The 21,141-nt window shown below is 42.4% G+C and carries 16 protein-coding genes; 12 read left to right on the forward strand and 4 right to left on the reverse strand.

All coding sequences use genetic code 11. The features are described from left to right. Window positions 1–226: 226 nt before the first annotated feature. From gyrA to ACM0OT_RS02305, 7 genes are all read left to right on the forward strand, one after another. Entirely contained in the window at window positions 227–2,848 is a 2,622-nt protein-coding gene (gene gyrA / locus ACM0OT_RS02275) for a DNA topoisomerase (ATP-hydrolyzing) subunit A (RefSeq protein WP_414562379.1), read from the forward strand. After that, window positions 2,829–4,406, forward strand: coding sequence for an apolipoprotein N-acyltransferase (gene lnt / locus ACM0OT_RS02280; RefSeq protein ID WP_414562381.1), 1,578 nt, complete (start codon window positions 2,829–2,831; stop codon window positions 4,404–4,406). Before gyrA ends, lnt begins: the two co-directional genes overlap by 20 nt. Window positions 4,407–4,424: 18 nt before the next feature. Further along, a complete protein-coding gene (locus ACM0OT_RS02285) occupies window positions 4,425–4,631 on the forward strand; it encodes a hypothetical protein (RefSeq protein WP_414562382.1) in 207 nt (68 codons plus the stop codon). Window positions 4,632–4,675: 44 nt separating this feature from the next. Next, on the forward strand, window positions 4,676–5,107 hold the full coding sequence (locus tag ACM0OT_RS02290; RefSeq protein ID WP_414562383.1) for an EamA family transporter: 432 nt from the start codon (window positions 4,676–4,678) through the stop codon (window positions 5,105–5,107). An 864-nt stretch (window positions 5,108–5,971) separates the two neighbouring features. Then, complete coding sequence (locus ACM0OT_RS02295) at window positions 5,972–7,420, forward strand: aminotransferase class V-fold PLP-dependent enzyme (protein ID WP_414562384.1); 1,449 nt, start codon at window positions 5,972–5,974, stop codon at window positions 7,418–7,420. A gap of 299 nt (window positions 7,421–7,719) precedes the next feature. After that, window positions 7,720–9,060 (forward strand): sulfite oxidase, encoded by a 1,341-nt coding sequence (locus ACM0OT_RS02300; protein ID WP_414562386.1) that lies wholly within the window; start codon window positions 7,720–7,722, stop codon window positions 9,058–9,060. Window positions 9,061–9,086: 26 nt separating this feature from the next. Then, window positions 9,087–9,923, forward strand: coding sequence for a sulfite exporter TauE/SafE family protein (locus ACM0OT_RS02305; protein WP_414562388.1), 837 nt, complete (start codon window positions 9,087–9,089; stop codon window positions 9,921–9,923). A 106-nt stretch (window positions 9,924–10,029) separates the two neighbouring features. Here the strand turns inward: ACM0OT_RS02305 and hisD are convergent, their stop codons facing one another. After that, on the reverse strand, window positions 10,030–11,313 hold the full coding sequence (gene hisD, locus ACM0OT_RS02310) for a histidinol dehydrogenase (protein WP_414562389.1): 1,284 nt from the start codon (window positions 11,311–11,313) through the stop codon (window positions 10,030–10,032). Window positions 11,314–11,743: 430 nt separating this feature from the next. Between hisD and ACM0OT_RS02315 the strand changes: the two genes are divergently transcribed. Both ACM0OT_RS02315 and ACM0OT_RS02320 read left to right on the forward strand, forming a co-directional pair. Then, window positions 11,744–12,697, forward strand: coding sequence for a DUF4351 domain-containing protein (locus tag ACM0OT_RS02315; RefSeq protein WP_414562391.1), 954 nt, complete (start codon window positions 11,744–11,746; stop codon window positions 12,695–12,697). Between the two features lie 616 nt (window positions 12,698–13,313). Beyond that, a complete protein-coding gene (locus ACM0OT_RS02320; protein WP_414562392.1) occupies window positions 13,314–17,384 on the forward strand; it encodes a CheR family methyltransferase in 4,071 nt (1,356 codons plus the stop codon). Window positions 17,385–17,495: 111 nt separating this feature from the next. On the opposite strand, the gene glp is transcribed toward ACM0OT_RS02320, so the two are convergent. The 3 genes from glp to ACM0OT_RS02335 all read right to left on the reverse strand — a co-directional run bounded on the left by glp (window position 17,496) and on the right by ACM0OT_RS02335 (window position 19,813). After that, the gene (glp, locus tag ACM0OT_RS02325) at window positions 17,496–18,731 is read right to left on the reverse strand and encodes a gephyrin-like molybdotransferase Glp (RefSeq protein ID WP_414562394.1); all 1,236 of its coding nucleotides are present in this window, start codon (window positions 18,729–18,731) and stop codon (window positions 17,496–17,498) included. A 34-nt stretch (window positions 18,732–18,765) separates the two neighbouring features. Then, window positions 18,766–19,341, reverse strand: coding sequence for a cation transporter (locus tag ACM0OT_RS02330; RefSeq protein ID WP_414562396.1), 576 nt, complete (start codon window positions 19,339–19,341; stop codon window positions 18,766–18,768). Window positions 19,342–19,447: 106 nt separating this feature from the next. Next, window positions 19,448–19,813 (reverse strand): ArsR/SmtB family transcription factor, encoded by a 366-nt coding sequence (locus ACM0OT_RS02335; protein WP_414562398.1) that lies wholly within the window; start codon window positions 19,811–19,813, stop codon window positions 19,448–19,450. A 237-nt stretch (window positions 19,814–20,050) separates the two neighbouring features. Here ACM0OT_RS02335 and ACM0OT_RS02340 point away from each other — a divergent pair, with 237 nt between their 5' ends. Genes ACM0OT_RS02340 through rpsR form a run of 3 tightly spaced genes read left to right on the forward strand, consistent with a single transcriptional unit; the run spans window position 20,051 to window position 21,064 of the window. Then, window positions 20,051–20,608 carry an RDD family protein gene (locus tag ACM0OT_RS02340; protein WP_414562400.1) on the forward strand — a complete coding sequence of 186 codons (558 nt, stop codon included), beginning with the start codon at window positions 20,051–20,053 and terminating at the stop codon, window positions 20,606–20,608. 43 nt (window positions 20,609–20,651) lie between these two features. Continuing rightward, window positions 20,652–20,846 (forward strand): 50S ribosomal protein L33, encoded by a 195-nt coding sequence (gene rpmG, locus ACM0OT_RS02345; RefSeq protein ID WP_414545209.1) that lies wholly within the window; start codon window positions 20,652–20,654, stop codon window positions 20,844–20,846. Between the two features lie 2 nt (window positions 20,847–20,848). Further along, complete coding sequence (rpsR, locus tag ACM0OT_RS02350) at window positions 20,849–21,064, forward strand: 30S ribosomal protein S18 (RefSeq protein WP_414562402.1); 216 nt, start codon at window positions 20,849–20,851, stop codon at window positions 21,062–21,064. Window positions 21,065–21,141 lie beyond the last annotated feature (77 nt).

Here is a 21,141-nt window from a genome sequence, read left to right on the forward strand (position 1 = left end):
AAAGTCGGAATTTACGTTGAAAATGCTTGATGTATAAATAAATATAGTGTCTTTATATTTAAATTTTAAATTTTGATTTTTGAGCCAGTTACTTTATCGGCTATCCAGAAAAGTATATGTTAGAATTGTAGCAAAATATGGCAATTATTCGATATTAATTGAGAATAATTTGGCGCTTGGACAACTGTAAGGGTTAAAATCTACATTTTTTGGAGTTTTTTAGGTTATGACAACCTCACAGGAGAGGATTATCCCGACGGATCTGCGGAACGAAATGTCCCAGTCTTATCTGGAATACGCCATGAGTGTTATTGTGGGTCGGGCGCTGCCAGATGCCAGGGATGGTCTGAAACCTGTGCATCGTCGCATCCTCTACGCCATGCACGAGTTGGGTCTGCTTCACGATCGCCCGTTTCGGAAATGCGCCCGTGTGGTGGGGGAAGTATTGGGTAAGTATCACCCCCACGGCGATACAGCAGTGTATGATGCCCTGGTGCGGATGGCACAGGATTTTTCCATGCGATCGCCACTGATTAACGGGCATGGTAACTTCGGTTCAGTGGACAATGATCCACCAGCGGCAATGCGATACACAGAATGTCGCTTGCAAGCTTTAACCAGTCTGTCCCTACTGCAAGACATCGAATCAGAAACCGTAGACTTTATCGATAACTTTGACGGTTCCCAACAAGAACCGACAGTTTTACCATCACGCATCCCCCAATTGCTGCTGAATGGTTCTTCGGGGATTGCCGTGGGGATGGCAACAAATATTCCGCCCCACAACTTAGGTGAATTGATTGATGGCTTAGTGGCACTAATTCACAACCCAGAAATCACAGATCTGGAGTTAATGGAGTACATCCAAGGGCCAGACTTTCCCACCGGGGCGCAAATTTTGGGAACATCTGCCATTCGGGAAGCTTACACCACAGGACGCGGTTCCATTACCATGCGGGGCGTAGCCACCATTGAAACCGTAGAACAACGGGGACGACCGGATAGAGACGCAATTATTATTACCGAATTGCCCTACCAAACCAACAAAGCGGCGTTGATTGAAAAAATCGCCGACATGGTGAACGAAAAGCGGCTAGAAGGAATTGCAGATATCCGGGACGAAAGCGATCGCGACGGCATGAGAATCGTCATCGAACTCAAGCGCGATGCCTATCCCCGTGTAGTCCTCAACAACCTCTACAAACAAACCCCACTACAAGCCAACTTTGGGGCCAATATGTTGGCGTTGGTGAATGGTAAACCCGAAATTCTCAACCTCAAAAAATTCTTAGAGGTTTTCCTAGATTTCCGCATCGAAGCCATTACCAGACGTACCCGCTACGAACTCCGTAAAGCCGAGGCGCGCGACCATATTTTACAGGGATTATTAATTGCTCTATCCCAATTAGATGCAATTATTGCCCTAATTCGCCATGCACCCGATGCACCCACAGCCAAAGGTGAATTAATTACCACCTACGGGCTTTCGGAAGTACAAGCCGATGCCATTTTGCAGATGCAATTGCGGCGTTTGACTGCCCTAGAAGCAGATAAAATTCGTCACGAACACGAAGACTTACAAACCCAGATTGCCGACTTGCAAGATATCTTGGCTAGGCGAGAACGGATACTCGAAATCATTGAAACCGAGATTAGCGACCTCAAAACTAGTTTTGCCACACCCCGACGCACAGTAATTTTACCAGGAGAAGGGGAAATAGATGAGCGAGACTTAATTGCCAATGAAAAAGCCATTATTCTCCTGACAGAGCAAGGTTACATCAAACGGATGCCTGTCAACACCTTTGAAGCCCAAAGCCGCGCTACCAGAGGCAAAGCCGCAGCCAAGGTCAAAGACGATGATACTATCGAGCATTTCTTAACTTGCTGCGATCATGACAGTGTTTTATTCTTTAGCGATCGCGGCGTCGTTTACTGCTTAAAAGCTTATCAAATTCCAGTGAGTTCCCGTACCAGTCGCGGTACACCCATTGTGCAAATGCTGCCAATTCCTAAAGAAGAAAAAATCACCTCCATTGTCCCCGTAGACGAGTTTTCCAAAGAAGAATATTTGGTCATGCTCACCAAAGGCGGCAATATTAAGAAAACCGAATTAGCCGCATTTAGTAATATTCGTGCCAATGGCTTAATTGCCATTTCCTTAGAAGAAGGCGACCAACTGCGGTGGGTGCGACGCGCTAGAGTCGAGGACAGCATACTTATTGGTTCTCGCTTAGGGATGGCGATTCACTTTAGATGTACCCACGAACAGTTGCGTCCTTTAAGTAGAGCAACACGGGGAGTAAGAGCCATGAAACTGAAGAATGGAGACGAACTCGTAGGTATGGACATTCTCCCCGCAGCCATTCTTGATACCTTAAACACAGAAGAAGCCGACATCGATAGCATCAGCGCCGAGCCAGCCATAGAAATCCCCATCGGTGAGCAAACCGAAGACAGCGAAAATCTAGAAGAAACCCCAGAAGTACCAGGACATGGCAGTATAGGCCCGTGGGTATTAGTAATTACAATGGGTGGCTACGGCAAACGCGTACCAGTTGCCCAATTCCGACTACAAAACCGTGCCGGTCAAGGTTTAATGGCTACCAAATTCAAAAACCGTAAAACTAAAGACAAATTAGCCACCCTCCGCATCGTCAACAACGATGATGATGAAATCATGATGGTAACCAATCGCGGTATTATCATCCGTCAGGCAGTGAATGCGATTTCCATCCAATCGCGATCGGCAACTGGCGTCAGAGTGCAGCGCCTCGATGAAGATGACGCTATTAACGGTGTAGCCATAGTTCCTCCCGATACTGTCGATGTGGAAGAAGCTGAGTAGAAATCAGAGGGAGAAGTTAACAAACTTACTCCCTTACTTAATTTCTTTAGGTAGTGGCGTTTTCATGGGGCTAACCGTAGCCCCCACTGGCGCATGGTTTTTGGCATGGATAGCCTTAGCTCCCCTTTGGGTATTAGTTATTACCGCCAAATCCCAAAAATTATCTCCCCAGTTGCTTGCCCTCACCTGGGGTATAGGTTATCACGGCGTCGCCCTCTCCTGGATTACTGGCATATATCCAATGGATTGGTTAGGCGTTCCTTGGCTACCAGCATTAGCAATCACTTTATTTTGTTGGTCATTTGTCAGCTTATATGGGGGATTACTCGTTGTCCTGTGGGCAACTTGCATGACGCATCTCACTCAACACAAATCCTGGCTACGTATTCTCATGGGTACAGCCATTTGGTGCGGCTTAGAAAGCCTATGGAGTGCCGGCCCCTTGTGGTGGAGTTCACTTGCTTACACCCAAAGCCCACACAACCTAGTAATTTTACACCTCGGTCAAATTTCCGGACCCAACACCATTACAGCCGCCATCGTTGCCATCAACGGCTTAATAGCCGAAGGCTGCATTAACAGCAAAAACTCCTCTGCGTCCTCTGTGCCTCTGTGGTTAGTTAATAAAAACCTAGCCATCGCCACAGGACTACTAATTACCTTACACCTAACAGGCTTTTATTTATACACACGTCCCCTAGACCAACCAGCGGCAACAGCCTTAAAAGTCGGCATCATCCAAGGTAACATCCCCAACAAAATCAAACTCATCCCCGAAGGTTTGCGACGAGCGATCGCAGGCTACACCGATGGGTATTACACTTTAGTAGACCAAGGCGTAGAAGCAGTTCTCACCCCAGAAGGCGCCCTACCTTTTTTCCAGCGCGACTTACCGAACACCAACTTAGTTACAGCAATACAAGAAAAAAACATAGTTGCGTGGATTGGGGCCTTTGGAGAACGGGGACGCAGCTACACCAATAGCTTATTTACCTTCACAGGGAAAGGTGAAGTTTTCAGTCGTTACGACAAAAGCAAATTAGTACCCTTAGGTGAATACATTCCCTTTGAAAGCATTTTAGGCGGGATAATTCAGCGCTTATCACCACTGAACGAACACCAAGTTCCCGGTTCCACAAATCAGATATTTGACACGCCATTTGGTCAGGCGATCGCAGGTATATGCTACGATTCAGCTTTCCCAGAAATCTTTCGTCGTCAAGCTGCTGCGGGTGGGCAATTTATCCTCAGTTCTTCTAACGATGCCCATTACAGCCCCTCCATGCCATTCCAGCATCACGCCTTAGATATGATGCGGGCAATTGAAACCGATAGATGGTCAGTCCGGGCGACTAATACCGGATATTCAGCCTTTGTAGATCCTCACGGCAGAACCTTATGGATATCTGGATATAACACCTACGAAACTCACGCCGAAATCATATATAGACGACAAACCCAGACTTTGTATGTGCGTTGCGGTGATTGGTTGACAGTTGGATTATTGGGGTTGAGTGTCTTAGGTTACTTGAAACAATATTTATTAAGCCGTTCATGATGGCTACTTAATTTTGCTTTGAGTACAGGCGGTAGTCTTTTTGCTGTCTTTGGGGGATTATTTGGAACTGGTACTGGTGCAGGAATCGCACTGTTATATGTGATGTGTGCGGTATGTATGTTGCTGGTGGGGTTAAGTGGCTTTTCTGTTCCCCAACTGTGGGATGTGGAAAAAATTGTACCTGACCATGATGCCGAATGTGGAGAATCCATGCATAGTAAATAATGATATTATTTCTCAATAAATACTTATGTAATCAAGGACAATAAATGTCAGATAATGAAGCGAATAGTCTCTTTTATGCCCTAATATCAGCATTTTTTGCAGCCTTGACGACTATTTTTGCCAAGATTGGAGTCGAAGCAATTAACCCCAATTTAGCCACCGCAATCCGCACAGTTGTAATTTTGGTCATGGTTTGGGGTTGGGTCTTTGCAAAAGGACAACTAGATACACTGCTGACAATTAACCCAAAAACTATGTTATTTCTCGTTTTTTCTGGGTTGTCAACGGGTTTATCTTGGTTATTTTACTTTCGTGCTTTACAAATCGGGAAAGCTTCTTTAGTAGCACCTTTGGATAAATCTAGTTTGCTTTTAGTTCTAATTTTTTCGGTACTTTTTCTCAAGGAACCGCTAACGCTGCAAGTAATATTGGGAACGGGCTTGATTTTAACTGGTACATTGGTTTTGATTCGTTAGATATTATATTTGCATTAGAACAAGTCGCAGCTTGCGTTATCTATGTCTTCCGAATCAGCGATCGCCATCGTCAATGGGAATCAAAAAAATTAACTGACAAAGTAGCACAGAGGAGAGTACCAAGCAGATGTACTAAATTTTAAAGGCGATCGCCAGTGCTACTAGTTAATTGAACGCAATTTATACACTCATATTTAAATTGTGATTACAACCCACCTGAGATAGATATTAAAAATGTATTGATGGAAATTTTTTTACTGTGCTATTTTTAACATTGGATTAATTCTCATACTAAAGTCTACTATTTAACTGTACTTTGGGGTCATCACTGGGGTGAAACAGTATAAAACTAACGATTTAAGCTAATGTCACAAGTCAGGAAAAGCTGACAATTAAGTAAAATTATTTAATATATACTGTTAATTAAGTAACTTTTAACCCACGTATATAAATAAACATTTCTTAAATATTCCTAAGCATTTAGTACAAGCTTTTTGGTGATAAACATATTTACAGCTAGTGATTCAGGTATAGCTAATAAAAGGGTTTTACTACAAATTTATCTGTAGTTTACCAAGTTTATATAATTACTATCAAAAAAAATATTTTTTACGTAAAATTCCTGAACATATTTATTGCAAGGTATTTTATAATACTTTCAACTCTTAAAAGACTAGTGTATCTGCGGATACATTTTTTTGTTATTTATTAAAAGATCATTACAATTACTAAATTCCCAACCAGTAATAAAGTGCTATTAAACACTGTCATTCAGTGGTAATTATCGTGATTGTCGCCCTAGAGCAAGGGTTGACGCGGTTAGGGTTGTCAAAAAATTAACAATCGAAAATAGAGGTTATAAAAATGACTGATGTACTTGCATTAGACCTACACAAGCAGCAAGAAACCGTCTATTCACCACTGTTCATAGGAAATTTTGACAGCTTTTGGGAGCAAGAAATTAAACCTTTATTTACGAATGAGTCTTTATCTTTTCAGGTGAGAACTCGGAACGGAAATTATATTAAGTACATCAACTTGGATAACGGAGCCACGACTACACCCTTTGCTAGCCTCAAACAGCATGTGGACGATAAACTTGACACCTATGGCAGTGTACATCGAGGTTCTGGGCAAAAATCTATCATCACTACACAAGAATATGATGCCAGTCGGGACGTGATTCGGGATTTTGTCGGGTCATCCTCACAGAACTATGTAATTTTTGCCAAGAATACAACAGAAGCAATTAATGGAGCTGCCACACTTTGGGCTACAAGACCTGGTAAAGTATTAGTCTCTGATATTGAACATTCTTCCAACCTGCTGCCTTGGGTAACTAAAGACAAAGTTGTTCAATACCGAACTCAGCCCGACGGCAGCGTTAGTGTTGCGGAAATTGAAGCTATTTTCCAGGCACATCAACATCTTCCGCAAGCCGAGCAAATTAAATTAATCACCATTACAGGTGCTTCGACTATTACAGGTTATAGACCACCTATTTATGAAATTGCTGCTTTAGCACATCGATATGGTGCCAAAATGTTCGCTGACGTATGTCAGTTAATCCAGCATGAGCGGGTAGATATGCGTGCAGATGATGACCCATGTCATTTAGATTTTGTGGCTTTCTCTGGGCATAAAATGTATGCTCCTTATGGAACAGGGGTTTTGGTGGGGCCTAAGGAATTTTTTGACGGCTCTTACCCTTATCAAATTGGGGGAGGAAATCTGCCTTATATCACCAGAAACCTAGAAATTAAGCGCTTTTATACAGAACGGGCACATGATCCAGGAACCCCAAACGCAATGGGTGCGATCGCTATAGCCAAAGCAATTGAAATTATCGAAGCCCTGGGGCGCGATCGCATTGCTGAATATGAACATTATCTAGTAGAATTTACATTCACACGGCTTCAGAGTATTCCTGGTGTCCAAGTACATATCCCAGGAGATAACTTAGCCCATGTGATTCCCTTCGATATTCACGGTTTTGATGGACGCTTAGTAGCTGAAATTTTGGCACAAGAATATGGAATTGGAGTTAGAGCCGGAGCTTTCTGCACTTACGAATATATTCGCAAACTCAAAAATATTTCGGATGAGCAAGACTGTGAGATTGCCAAGGAAGTAGAAAGGGGCATTACTCGTAATATTCCTAGCATTATCCGAGCTAGCTTTGCTGTTTACAACACATTGGAAGATTGTCATCGATTCCTCAAGGCAATTTCGGAAATTTCTCAAAATGGAGTTGATCACTATTTACCTAACTACACTCAAGATGAAATGACTGGTGTTTGGACTGTGATTTAGGGACTTATGGACTGACACAGCTAAAATGTTGCATTACATTCATCTTGTAGGATGGGCGTCTTGCTCGTCCAGTACAGGCAAGATGCCCGCACTACAAGAGTTATATCTATCACACCATTTTAGGCTTGTCAGTCCACTAGTAGGGATCAAAACCTTAACTGAACTGTATTGCCTTCACTCCTCGCAGGAGAGAGATTTAGAGAGAGGTTTTCCATATACCGTGAACAGTTAGAGGTACTGGGGACTAGGTAAGTAAAACTTATTTCTTACCTCTGCCCCTTTACTTCTTCCAACTCAGCATGATCATTGAATTAGGGGGTAGTAATTTGAGCGATGAAAACCTCTTTGACCAAGAGGATTACGTACAGGCGCGGGTTGATGAGTACATCTGGCAACAAAGCAAAGATGTGGGTATTTCTCGCCAGCGCTTTCTGCGAATACTGGCAACTATGGTCGGGGGTGGAGCTATTGGAGGACTGGCTAAACCTGCACCTGCTAACGCTGAGTCTAGCAAATCAAAACTGTCCAACCCCGCTGCTTTTAAAACCAAGGGTAGTAAAATCATCAAACCGTTACCACCAGGTTACATCTCTCATAGCAAAGGCACACTAGAGATGAACTGGGAAGCAATGTATGGACGTGGTTATTTAGTCCCAAACCATTGGTTTTATGTTCATAATCGCCATGCGCCTCCCACTTTTGATTTATCTAGATGGCGGTTGCGAATTGAAGGCAGTGGTGTTACTAAACCCTGTGAGTTTACATACGATGAAATCATTGCTATGCCTTCAATCTCGGTAACTAGTGCCATTGAGTGTGCTGCCAATGGGCGGAGATTTTTTGCAGAAGCTTATAATGTGCCACTTTCTGGAACACGGTGGAGGCTAGGCGCTATTGGTGTGGCTGAGTGGACTGGTGTCCCCCTTAGCTTGCTGTTAGAGCGCTCTGGAGTCAAATCCACTGCCAGAGATGTGCTAGTTGAAGGAGCAGATTTAGACTCGCTGGACTCAACAGGGACAAAAAAGGCTAAGTTCAGCAGTGTAGTTCCTATTGCCAAAGCCACAGCAGATCACTCGCTCCTTGTCTATGCAATGAATGGGGAAGCACTACCCCCAGATCATGGTCAGCCGTGTCGGGTGATATTTCCTGGTTGGTCAGGAAACGCCAATGTGAAATGGATTGAGCGCATTGAGGTTTCGGAAACACCAATATATTCACAGTGGGTACTAGATCAGATGGTGCTGACTGGCCCAGATTATCCGGCTGTTTCTCCATATAAAGGTAAGCTGATTACTTACCAAAATGTTAAGAGTGCTTTTGAATTAGCTTGGCCAGCTACGCTTTCAGCGGGGAATTACCTGCTACGTGGGCGTTCTTGGTCTGGTAAAGGAAAAATTGTGCGTGTGGAAGTCAGTTTGGATGGCGGTAGAACCTGGCAATTGGCACGACTGAGAGAACCTAATTTTCCCTTTGCATGGGTGCGGTGGGATATTGAATGGAATCCAGTTCCTGGAGAGTATTCTCTGCAAGCCAAGGCTACAGACAATTTGGGTAACACACAACCAAGTACAGTTCCGTGGAATGATTTTGGATTGCTTTACGGAGGTGTTGTTAGCCATCCGGTGAAAGTACAAGCCTGAATATCAAGTTGAACTAAGTCTTGTTTATGAATGATTTCGTTTGGTTGATTTTAATAGCTGGTGGTCTCATATCTGGCGTTATCGCTGGACTTCTAGGCATAGGTGGCGGGATTATTACAATTCCGCTTTTAGTGACATTAGGTTATACACCTGTCCAAGCGATCGCTACTAGTAGCCTGGCTATTGTGATTACTTCAATTTCTGGAAGTTTGCAGAATTTATGGATGGGATACTTTGATTTTCAACGAGTAATTTATTTAGGGATTCCCGCTTTTTTAACTACTGGAGTGGGCGTATATTTTGCCAACAAAATTCCCTCTTACATTATACTTTTTACATTTGGCATTATATTACTCGTTAATGTCTATTTAATAGAGCTTCGTAAGCAACTAATTTTAAAACAAGTCGAGAAAACAGCACCAGCATTTAACCCATTAATATCTAAAATTGGCACTGGAGGAGCAGCAGGTATTTTAGCTGGCTTCTTTGGCTTGGGTGGTGGGACAATTATGGTTCCCCTACAAATGTTATTACTAGGAGAAGAAATTAAAGTAGCTATTCAAACTAGTTTGGGTGTAATTGTAATTACGGCTTTAGTTGCCTGTACAGGACATACTTTAGAAGGAAATATTTTGTTTGTTCAAGGTCTAATTTTGGGTTTTGGCGGTCTTTTAGGTGTTCAAATGAGTACTCGCACTTTACCGAAATTACCAGATGCTGTTGTGAGTCTGGCACTGCGAATTTTTTTAGGAGTGCTATCAATTTATATTTTTGGCGAAGCCTGGATAAATTATCAAGTCATTGCCGCAAAACCACCAATAAACCAGAGTTTATCAGTGATTTACTCGTTGATTACATTTTAATCACGCAAAGGCGCAAAGGCGCAAAGGTACAAACCTCACCCACAAGTGGAGTAAAAGCTCCCCTGCCTACCCCAGTGATAGGATATTTTTTTTAGTTGGAAGTCCCTTAGGACTGCAAGCGGACAGTCACGCTACCGCCATGTGCGGGTAAACCTTCCGCTTTTGCGAGGATGACAGCTGCTTCACCTATGGTTTGCAATGCTTGTTGATTGCATTCCAAGTAGGTAATCCGTTTGAGAAAGTCGTAAACACTCAAACCAGAGGCAAAGCGGGCTGAACGGGCTGTGGGTAGCACATGATTTGGCCCGCCTAAATAATCGCCGATGGCTTCTGGGGTATAACGTCCTAAAAACATACTCCCCGCACATTTAATTTGACTAGCAAATTCTTGTGGGTTGTCTATACACAATTCTACGTGTTCGGGAGCCAGCCGATTTAGTAAGGGGATGCTTGCGGCTAAATCATCAACTAAAATTATTGCTCCATGTTGTTGCCAACTAGCACTAGCTACTGCTTTGGTAGATAAATTTGTGAGAATTTGCTCGATAGCTGTTATGACTTGTTGGGCAAAGGTTTCAGAATCGGTAATTAAAATAGATTGGGCGCTGGGGTCGTGTTCTGCTTGCGATAGTAAATCCCAGGCTATCCACTCTGGGTTATTTTTGTCGTCGGCTACTACCAAAATTTCGGAAGGCCCGGCCACGCTGTCTATACCTACAGTTCCAAATACCTGACGTTTGGCTTCAGCAACATAGGCGTTACCAGGGCCAACAATTTTATCTACAGGTATGAGGCTTTCTGTACCATAAGCTAAAGCGGCGATCGCCTGCGCTCCACCTATGCAATAAATCTCTGTCACCCCGGCAATTTGGGCTGCGGCTAGAACTGCGGGATTAATCTCACCATGAGGCATAGGTACTGACATGACTATTCTTTCCACACCGGCAATTTTGGCTGGTAAAGCATTCATCAACACAGAACTAGGATAGCTGGCGCGTCCTCCAGGTACATAAATTCCCACTTGGGATAAAGCCACCCAATTTAAACCCAGTTTCACCCCGGCTGTGTCGGTGTAGCCAATATCTTGGGGTAATTGTTTTTCGTGAAAAGATCCAATTCTAGTCGCAGCTAATTTAAGAGATTCCTTGACATCTGCCGGACATTGTGCCGCGCGTTCGGCAATAAAGTCTGCACTCAAATGCAGAGATGGGGGACTGTAATGATCAAAACGGCTAGTATATTCTTTGACAGCGGCATCACCACGCACTTTTACATCAGCAAGAATACTCCTGACTGTACCACTAACATCAACCGTTGCTTCCCGGCGATCGCTCACCAGTGTTTGGAAATTAACAGAAAAATCTTTGTCGGTTGTTTTAAGTAGCTGCATAGACTGTATCTCTAGAGTAATGCGGGTTTTGCCGTAATAATAGTTTAGTGTAGAGCTGTTTAAAACTTCTAGCATTGTGTCATTGTGTTTGCTGCTGCAAAAGCATCGTAGGCAGACCAAACAGGAGCAGAGTTATCCTCCATCGTCGAACTGACCACTAACATCAACCGTTGTTTTCCGGCGATGGCTCCACAGAGGCCGACAAGAAAAAAGTGTTCGCAGTTCATGGTAATTTAGCGTGAGTTCGATGGCTTTAAAAAACCCCGCTTCCAAACCTCTCCCCGACGCGGGGAGAGGCTTAAAAACACTATTTTTTCGTACCAAACTGTAGATTTTTTGCCCCTTCCCTCGTAGGGAAGGGGTTGGGGTTAGGTTCCGTCGAACTCACGTTAATTTAGCAATTATTAGTAATAAAAACACCTTTATCTGAATGAATGAGGAACTTTCAAGAGCAGATAATGATAGTCCCTGGAAAGAAGTTTTAGAAGCATACTTTCCCCAAGCCATGCAATTTTTCTTTCCTCAAACCGCAGCATTAATTAATTGGCAACGTCCCCACGAATTTCTCGATAAAGAATTTCAACAAATCGCCCGTGACGCTGAACAAGGTCGGCGATATGCAGATAAATTAGTTAAAGTTTGGCAAATCCAAGGACAAGAAGTTTGGTTATTAATTCATGTAGAAATTCAAGCCAAGCCTGAAGACACATTTGCTGAAAGAATGTTTTCTTACAACCTGCGAATTTTTGACAGATTTGCTCAACCTGCCATCAGTTTAGCAATTTTGTGTGATGCCGATTCTACATGGCGACCAAATCAATATAGTTATAGTTACCCTGATAGCAGACTTAACTTTGAATTTGGTATTGTCAAGCTTTTAGATTATCACAACAGATGGACAGAATTATCAGCCAGTAATAACCCCTTTGCCACAGTGGTAATGGCCCATTTAAAGACGCAGGAAACCAGTAAAAAACTCCAAGAACGCAAAACTTGGAAATTTAGCTTAATTCGCCGATTGTATGAATTAGGATTGCAGGAAAGAGATATTCGTAACCTCTACCGATTTATTGATTGGGTTATGATTTTACCAAAAGGCTTGGAAGCAGAGTTTTGGCAAGAGTTTAAACAATTTGAACAGGAGCAGACTATGAGTTACATTACCACAGGCGAGCGCATTGGTTACGAGCGGGGAAAACAAGAAGGTGAGCAAACTCTGGTGCTAAGGCTACTACAAAGACGGGTAGGAGAATTACCACAAGAGGTTAGGGAGCAGATTCAAACTCTTTCTCTAGAGCAATTAGAAGCATTGGGTGAAGCTTTATTAGATTTTATAGCCCTTGAAGATTTACTTAATTGGTTGGCAGTAAATCCAACAACATAAGCAATTTGTCGAGGGAAATTTCTTGTCAGTCAATATAGTAAGTGTATGGATAAAGCATTGCTTCCCGGCGATTGCGCGTGATCGCTCACCAGTGTTTGGAATTTAACAGAAAAATTTTTGTCGGTTGTTTTAAGTAGCTGCATGGACTGTATCTCTAGAGTAATACGGGTTTAGCTGTAATAATAGTTTCGTTCACAGTGTTCATACCATTTGGCGAAAGTCAAATCAAATTACTCGCTAATTCAGGAGATCGCCTTTCAATGACTAAAATTCTTACTATCTATATATCTGCTTTTTCCTGTCAATCCATGAAACACAAAACCATATTTAAATCTGAATTTTTGTGAAAAATTTTAAATTTTTCACAAAAATTAATATCAGTGATAGCTAATACTTTATAGCAAGGATATATTAGTTTATCTAAATATTCCAATAATCTGTTAATTGAATACAAACTTACCTAAATACTTGGTTTACTCCTACTAAAGATAGACACATTTATCAAAGACAATATTATTTATATCTATAGATAAATAATTAGTGGTTGAATTATATATTTCATCGAAATGATAGGCCCATTTTTAGTTTAGAGTAAAACTAGCAGCATCAATATTTGATGAATATAAAAGCAAGCATGGCCTTTGTTTTAATTCAGCATTTAAGCCCCCATCAAAAAAGTCTGTTGACAGAAATTCTATCTCGGACAACCTCAATGCCTGTGGTGGAAGCTCAGGATGACTTGGTGGTAAAACCCAATCATGTATATGTGATTCCGCCCAATGCTGTGATGACTATCACTGAAGGGCGGCTGAAACTGTCACCACGTCAGCAGGTTCGTGGTCAAGTGATGACTGTGGATAGTTTCTTTCGTTCCTTAGCGGAGGAACGGGGAAACAAAGCTATTGGGGTTGTACTCTCAGGGGGTGATGCCGATGGTTCACGGGGACTAGAAACCATTAAAGGGGCTGGCGGAATTACTTTTGCTCAGTGTGATTCATCAGCAAAAGTTCCCAGTATGCCAAATACAGCGATCGCTTCCGGTAATGTCGATTTTGTCTTGACACCGCAACAAATTGCCGAAGAACTTGCCAAAATTAGTACTCATCCCTATATTATTCATCCCACTCCAGTGAAAGCAGTGGATACACTAATTGAGGGCAAAGATGCCTTAACAAATATCTTCAGTTTGTTACGAACTGCTACAGGAGTTGATTTTAACCACTATAAGCAAACAACCCTGAAGCGGCGTATCCTGCGGCGGATGATTTTGTATAAGTTAGAAAGGCTAGAAGATTATGTGCCTTATCTTCAAGAGAACCCCGCAGAAGTTAAAGCACTATATCAAGATGTCTTGATTACTGTTACCAGTTTTTTCCGCGATCCTGAAGCCTTTGAAGCTTTAAAAACTAAAGTATTTCCCCTAATTACTAAAGATAGAAGCCCCGATTCACCTATTCGTATCTGGGTTGCTGGTTGTTCCACAGGTGAGGAAGCCTACTCCATTGCTATTTGCTTATTAGAGTTTTTAAACAATCAGGTAATTAATACTACCATCCAGATTTTTGCTACCGATGTCAATGAGAGAGCAATTGAACAAGCCCGTAACGGCATCTACAAGGCTAACCAAGTAATAGATGTTTCTTCCGAACGATTACAGCGTTTCTTTGTACCAGTAGAGAGTGGTTATCAAATTAGTAAGCCAGTGCGTGAACTGTGCGTTTTTGCCAGACAAAATTTAATTAACGATCCTCCATTTTCGCGGTTGGATTTGATTACATGTCGTAATGTGTTAATTTATTTGAGCAGCGCTGTGCAGAAAAAGCTGCTGCCAATTTTTCACTATGGTCTCAAGTCTAATGGCTTTCTGATGTTAGGCACATCAGAAACAGTGGGTGAATTTACAGACTTGTTTGCTTTAGTTGATAGAAAATATAAAATTTATTCCCGCAAAATAGCTCCGACTCAATTGGGAATGGATTTGATTGCTAGCAACTACCCCGTAGAAACTTTCAACCCCCAGTTGCCAGCAAACACGGATACGTGGAATGATTTAGAAATGCAAAAGGAAGCTGACCGGATTGTTTTGAAGCAATACGCTCCGGTTGGTGTAATTATTAACGAAGATTTGGAAATTTTGCAATTTCGGGGACAAACTAGTTCTTATCTGCAACCTGCACCAGGTAGACCCAGCTTTAATCTGCTGAGAATGGCCAAAGAAGAATTACAGCTAGAGTTACGCACCGCCATTCACCAAGCAAAAAAAGGAGAAGAAGCGGTAACTAAATCAGGTATTGAAATACAAGAAAACGAACAAGTCAAGCAGGTGAAAATTGATGTTGTGCCATTTAAACCTGCTGCGGCTACAGAACGCTACTTTTTAGTGATGTTTAGCACTACTATACCTGAGTCAGATAGCGCCAGCGCTGACTTGTCAGTTCGCAGTGCGCGTCCTGGGCGACGCAAACTAACTAATGAAGAGAAAGAGAATAAGCGACTCAGACAGCAATTAGCCACCAATCAAGAACATCTACAATCGATTATTGAAGAACAGCAAGCCACCAATCAAGACCTAAGAGCAGCCAACGAAGAAATCCTCTCTAGTAACGAAGAATTACAAAGTACCAATGAGGAGCTAGAAACTGCCAACGAAGAAATCCTCTCTAGTAACGAAGAACTCAATACAATTAACGACGAACTGCAACAGCGTAATATTGAATCAACTCAAGTCAGCAATGATTTACAAAATCTTCTCAGTAGTATAAATATTCCCATCCTGATGTTAGGCAGCGATTTGCGGATTCGCCGTTTTACACCCATAGCCGAGAGAATCTTTAACCTGATTCCTACCGATACAGGGCGGCCCATCAGTGATATCAAACACAACTTGAATATTTCTGACTTAGAGCAACAGATTTTAGAAGTAATTAAAACACTCAACTTTAAAGCCCAAGAAGTTCAAGACCAAGAAGGGCATTGGTACGACCTGCGTATTCGACCCTATCGGACAATAGATAACAAAATTGATGGTGCTGTAGTCGTATTAGTGGAAATTGACGCCCTCAAACGCAGTGCCGAAAAACTCCGAGCATCTCGTGATTACGCAGAAGCAATTATAGATACTGTCCGGGAATCCTTGGTGGTGCTGAATTTAGACTTACAAGTAGTGAGAGCCAATCGCTCTTTTTACGAAACATTCCAATTACTACCCAGTGAAATAGAACAATACCCCATCTTTGATTTGAGCAATGGACAATGGGATAGTCCCCAATTGCGATCGCTCTTAACAGAAGTTCTCCCCCACAATGCCCCATTTCAAGACATAGAAGTTGAGCTTGATTTCGAGCAAATTGGCCAGAAAATTCTGTTATTCAATGCCCGGAAAATGATTCAAGCGGAAGATGTACAGTTGATTCTGCTGCTGATTGAAGACATCACCCAGAGAAAGCAATGGGAAGCAGAACGTACCCGGCTGCTAAGACAAGAACAGTCAGCGCGAACTGCGGCGGAAACTGCTAACCGTGCCAAAGATGAGTTCTTATCAGTTCTTTCCCATGAACTGCGGAATCCACTCAATGCTATGTTGGGCTGGGCGAATTTACTCCGGACACGGCAGTTAGACGAAAGTACTGTGAATCGGGGATTACAAGCCATTGAACATAGCGCTCAAGCACAATCCCAGTTAATTGGCGACTTATTAGATATTTCGCGCATTAGCTCCGGTAGATTGCGTTTAGAAGCCGAGCCGCTTGAGTTAGTACCGATAATTGAAGAAGCAATCAATATTGTCAGGCTGTCAGCCGAAGCCAAAAATCTGCAAATAGAACTGAGATTAGATCCCACACCCAAAAATATAATTGGCGATCCCACTCGCTTACAGCAGGTGTTTTGGAATTTACTATCTAACGCCATTAAATTCACTCCAGCCGGCGGTAGAATTACAGTCACACTAGCTTACACCGACTCTCAAGCACAAATTCAATTCAGCGATACAGGACAAGGTATTAGCGCTGAAATGCTCACCCGCATATTTGATCGCTTTTGCCAAGCCGATGTTAGTAGAACACGAACCAATACCGGCTTAGGATTAGGACTAGCGATCGCCCGCCATCTCATAGAACTCCACGGTGGTACAGTGGAGGCACAAAGCCAGGGTGAAGGTCAAGGCGCAACTTTTACAGTCAAGCTGCCTTTAAACACTCAGCCACCAGAAATTATACCAATTGATACTAAGCCAGTTGTCTCCACAAATCAGACAACTGAAACCACACCATCAATCGGTGAAATTCCATCCCTAGTGGGCATACGGGTATTACTTGTAGAGGATCAAGCAGATATCCAACAGTTATTTCAAATAGCACTGGAAGATTACGGTGTGGAAGTCACAGGAGTAGGTTCAGCAAGTGAAGCCTTATCAGCACTAACGGTAAATCCTAGTGGGTACGACGTACTTTTATCTGACATCGGTTTACCAGAAGAAGACGGTTATGCATTGATTCGTCAGGTGAGAGAGTTGAGTCTGGAAGCTGGCGGACAAATTCCCGCCGCCGCCCTCACCGCTTATGCTGGACATGCAGACGAAACAGAAGCTTTAGCCGCAGGGTTTCAAATGCACGTTGCTAAACCCATTCAACCCGTTCAATTATTATCTGTAGTTGCGACCTTAGCAGGTAGATTAAATACTGACTAATAACAATTGTGGAAAGTGTCAAAAACAACTACTCCAATTCTTGTAAAATCGTCTCAACTATTGCCTTTAGTGGAGGTAAAACATACTATTCCCCAGTACCCAGTTTTCACATTACCCCACCTGAAAAACTAGCACCTCATCTTGTGGAGAAATGAGAGTTGTACCCACTGGCAGCACAGCTAAAGCATTGGTTTGAGCTAAATTAATTAAATTACCGGAACTGTGACTACCACCTGCTTTGTGAAATTCGTAAACGCCATCAATTAAATGTAAGCGTCCCCACAGGTAAGTTTCCCGCTTACCATTGGATTTTAATTGATCATGCGATCGCGCTTTTACAAATACTGGTTGCCAACCTTGGGCTAACCCCGAAAGTTTCTTAATAGCCGGTTGCACAAATCGCCAGAAAGTCACCAAAGCTGAAACAGGATTTCCCGGTAAACCAAAGTAGATGGGGGACTGAGAACTGGGAAAAGAAGCAACAGTCAGAGGTTTACCTGGACTGATAGCTACAGAGCGAATATGAATTTTAGCTCCCAACGATTCGAGAATTTGATCAATATAGTCATAATCCCCTACAGACACACCACCGGAAGATAAAACTATATCAGCGTTAGCTATGGCGTAGGCGATCGCTTCTCGTAAAGCCTCTGGATGATCTTTAACAATACCTAATAATATTGGTTCTGCCCCATTCTGTTTTACCAAAGCTGCTAAAGCATATTGATTGGAATCGACAATTTGACCTGGCTTCAGGGGTTTATCTGGTGTGACTAATTCATCACCACTAGAAAAAATTGCCACACGGGGACGACGGTAAACACTTAATTGCAAACACTGCGCCGCTGCTAAAACGGCAATTTCTGGAGAATTTAATTTAATTCCTGCTGGTAATAATTGTTTTCCTGCTTGATAAAAAGCAGCTTTGTGTCTGACAAATTCTTGGGGTTGTGGTGTAGCCAAAATCAACACCTGATGATCTTCCCGGCGTGTTCTTTCCTGCATGACTACAGTATCCGCCCCCTGTGGCATCACTGCACCTGTGAAAATTCGTGCTGCTTGCCCTGATTGCAGTGTAGACTGGGGTTGATATCCTGCGGGAATTTCTTCAATAATTTCTAAATTAGCTGGCTGTGCTTCGCTAGAATATTGCACATCTTCATACCGGACTGCATAGCCATCCATTGCTGAATTATCCCAATGGGGAAAATCCAATTCACTAGTGACGGGAGTTGCCAAAATGCGATTATCTGCGCCTAATAAATCGACAATTTCTATATCCCGTTGAGCATCTAACGGTTGCACTAAATTTAAAATAATTGTCTCGGCCTCGCTGACTGATAACATGGCGAATGACTCCGAATAAAGTAAAACTGATCACTCAATCAAGAGAGCATATCTCTTTCCAAGACCTAGAGAGGACTAATCCTGCTGACTTGGCAAAAATCAATGTAAGCATAAGTCCTATAAGCAAATCCGGCCAAAATGAGTCGGTGAGAAATACCAGTCCAGCAGCTGCAAGTACAGATATATTGGCAATGATATCGTTACGAGAACAAAGCCATACAGAAGACATATTGATATTGTCATTCCTGTGCTTCGCCAAAAGATAAAGACAAAACAAGTTGGCACTAAGAGCTATCAATCCGACTGTACTCATGAGTTGCAACTCAGGAGTTGTGTAAAAAAACGCCTGATAAGTAGCTCGTGCAAAAACTGCTACAGCCGATAAAAACATAATGCATCCTTTAAGCAGTGCGGATTGTGCCTGTAATTTTGTTCCTTTATTGATTACGTAGAGACTACTACCATAAGCGATCGCATCTCCCAGCATATCAAGAGAGTCTCCTGTCAGAGAAAGGGACTTGGACTCAATTCCAGAAAAAAGTTCCACAATGAACATGACAGCATTCACACCGAGAGCAATCCACAAAACCTTACTCTGGCGTTTGGTCATTTTTTCTAGTTCACATGATTTTTTTTGGCAGCAGTGATCAGACATTACCTAGTTCCTTAAACATTCCAACATTCAAAAGAATATAATAATGTTAAAGTAAAAAAAATTAATGGACAATCTGTTGTAATACAAGATCCAAAATCTTGCCTACGAATTGATCCCGTAGCGAATAATAGACAAGTTTCCCATCATTCCTATACTTAAGTACCTTAAGGTCACGAAGCTTGCGTAGATGATGTGATGCAACAGATACTTGTACACTGAGGACATCTGCAAGATCACAAACACACATTTCCTTGCCGTCTTTCAAAGCATGAAGTATTTTCAGCCGAGATTTGTCAGCAAGAGCAGTAAAGAGTATTTTAGTTTCTTCAAGGGCTTCGTCCATCGGCATTTCTTCGCGGACGTGATTTACCAACTTCTCGTTGAAGCAGCGCACTTGACAAACGTCATTCGGATTCGATTTTGGCACTATAATTTCCTATAAACCATTTCAAAGTCAGTCTAGCAATGATTTAGATAGGTTACTGTGACCTCACAGTTATGGGTGGTTAGCACCTCATTCATAATTCATAACCCTAATAATATAAAAAATAGCAACAATGATTATTCCCCAACCTTAAACTCCTATTTAATTTTTGAACAAGATATTTAGTATACAATCCATATCCTTCCTGACTGTCCCCTATCCCCTGTCCCCTAATTTTGTATGACTATAGAAAGAGTCCCCCAAGTACACTATCCCAAGGCTGATATTGGGCGAAGAGGTATGGCATTAGGGTTAGATTTCCTTGGTGCTTGGTTAATTAGTTCCATCTTGGGAAGCAATCAACTCGGCATCCAGTTTGTGCAAATTTTAGTTTTTCTTTTCTGCTGGGTGATTTTTCGAGTGGTGATAGTCTACAACAATCAAGGGCAAAGTATCGGGCGTTGGGCCTTTGATTTGAAGATCCTCGAAGTCAAAGATGGACAAATATCAGGCAGAATTCCTACCTTGCGATCGCTACTCCAGCGAGAGGCTATAATTGGCGTTGGTGCTATTTTGGTGTCCATTGCCTTAAGCAACATCAGAGCTAACCCCACAGCTATACTGCTATTACTTCCCCTGGCTATTGACTGTGGCGCCGCTTTATCTAACACCCAGATGCGGCAAGCTTTGCATGACCGCTATGGGGGAACTTTTATTGTTTCTTCGCGTCGGGGCTATTCGCTAGATATAAAAATTAAGCGATTAGTTGATAAATTGGTGCGTAGTGTGAGAAGATAGTAATTTGTGTTAATTCTCCTCAGGCTTTACTGTTTGTAAGATTATGGCTAAGAGTAAAGGTGTCCGCATAATAGTGACACTAGAATGTACTGAATGTCGTACTAACCCAGACAAGCGTTCCCCTGGTGTATCACGTTACACCACCAAAAAGAACCGTCGCAACACGACCAACCGTTTGGAACTGAAAAAGTTCTGTACCCATTGCAACAAACACACTGTTCACAAGGAAATTAAGTAAGGATGAGTTATTATCGTCGTCGCCTGTCTCCCATTAAGCCAGGAGAACCTATAGATTATAAAGATGTTGATTTGTTGCGTAAGTTTATCACCGAGCGGGGTAAAATCTTACCACGTCGAATCACTGGACTTACATGTAAGCAACAAAGAGAATTGACATTAGCCATTAAACGTGCGCGGATTGTGGCTCTATTGCCATTTATCAATGCGGAAGCTTAAAAAAGTCATGAGTTATGAGTGATGAGTTATGAATCAAAACTCTTAACTCAGAACTTCCAGTATTTAAATTGTTCACC

This window comes from Anabaena sp. CCY 9613 (genome assembly GCF_963920895.1).
Lineage (GTDB): Bacteria > Cyanobacteriota > Cyanobacteriia > Cyanobacteriales > Nostocaceae > Cyanocohniella.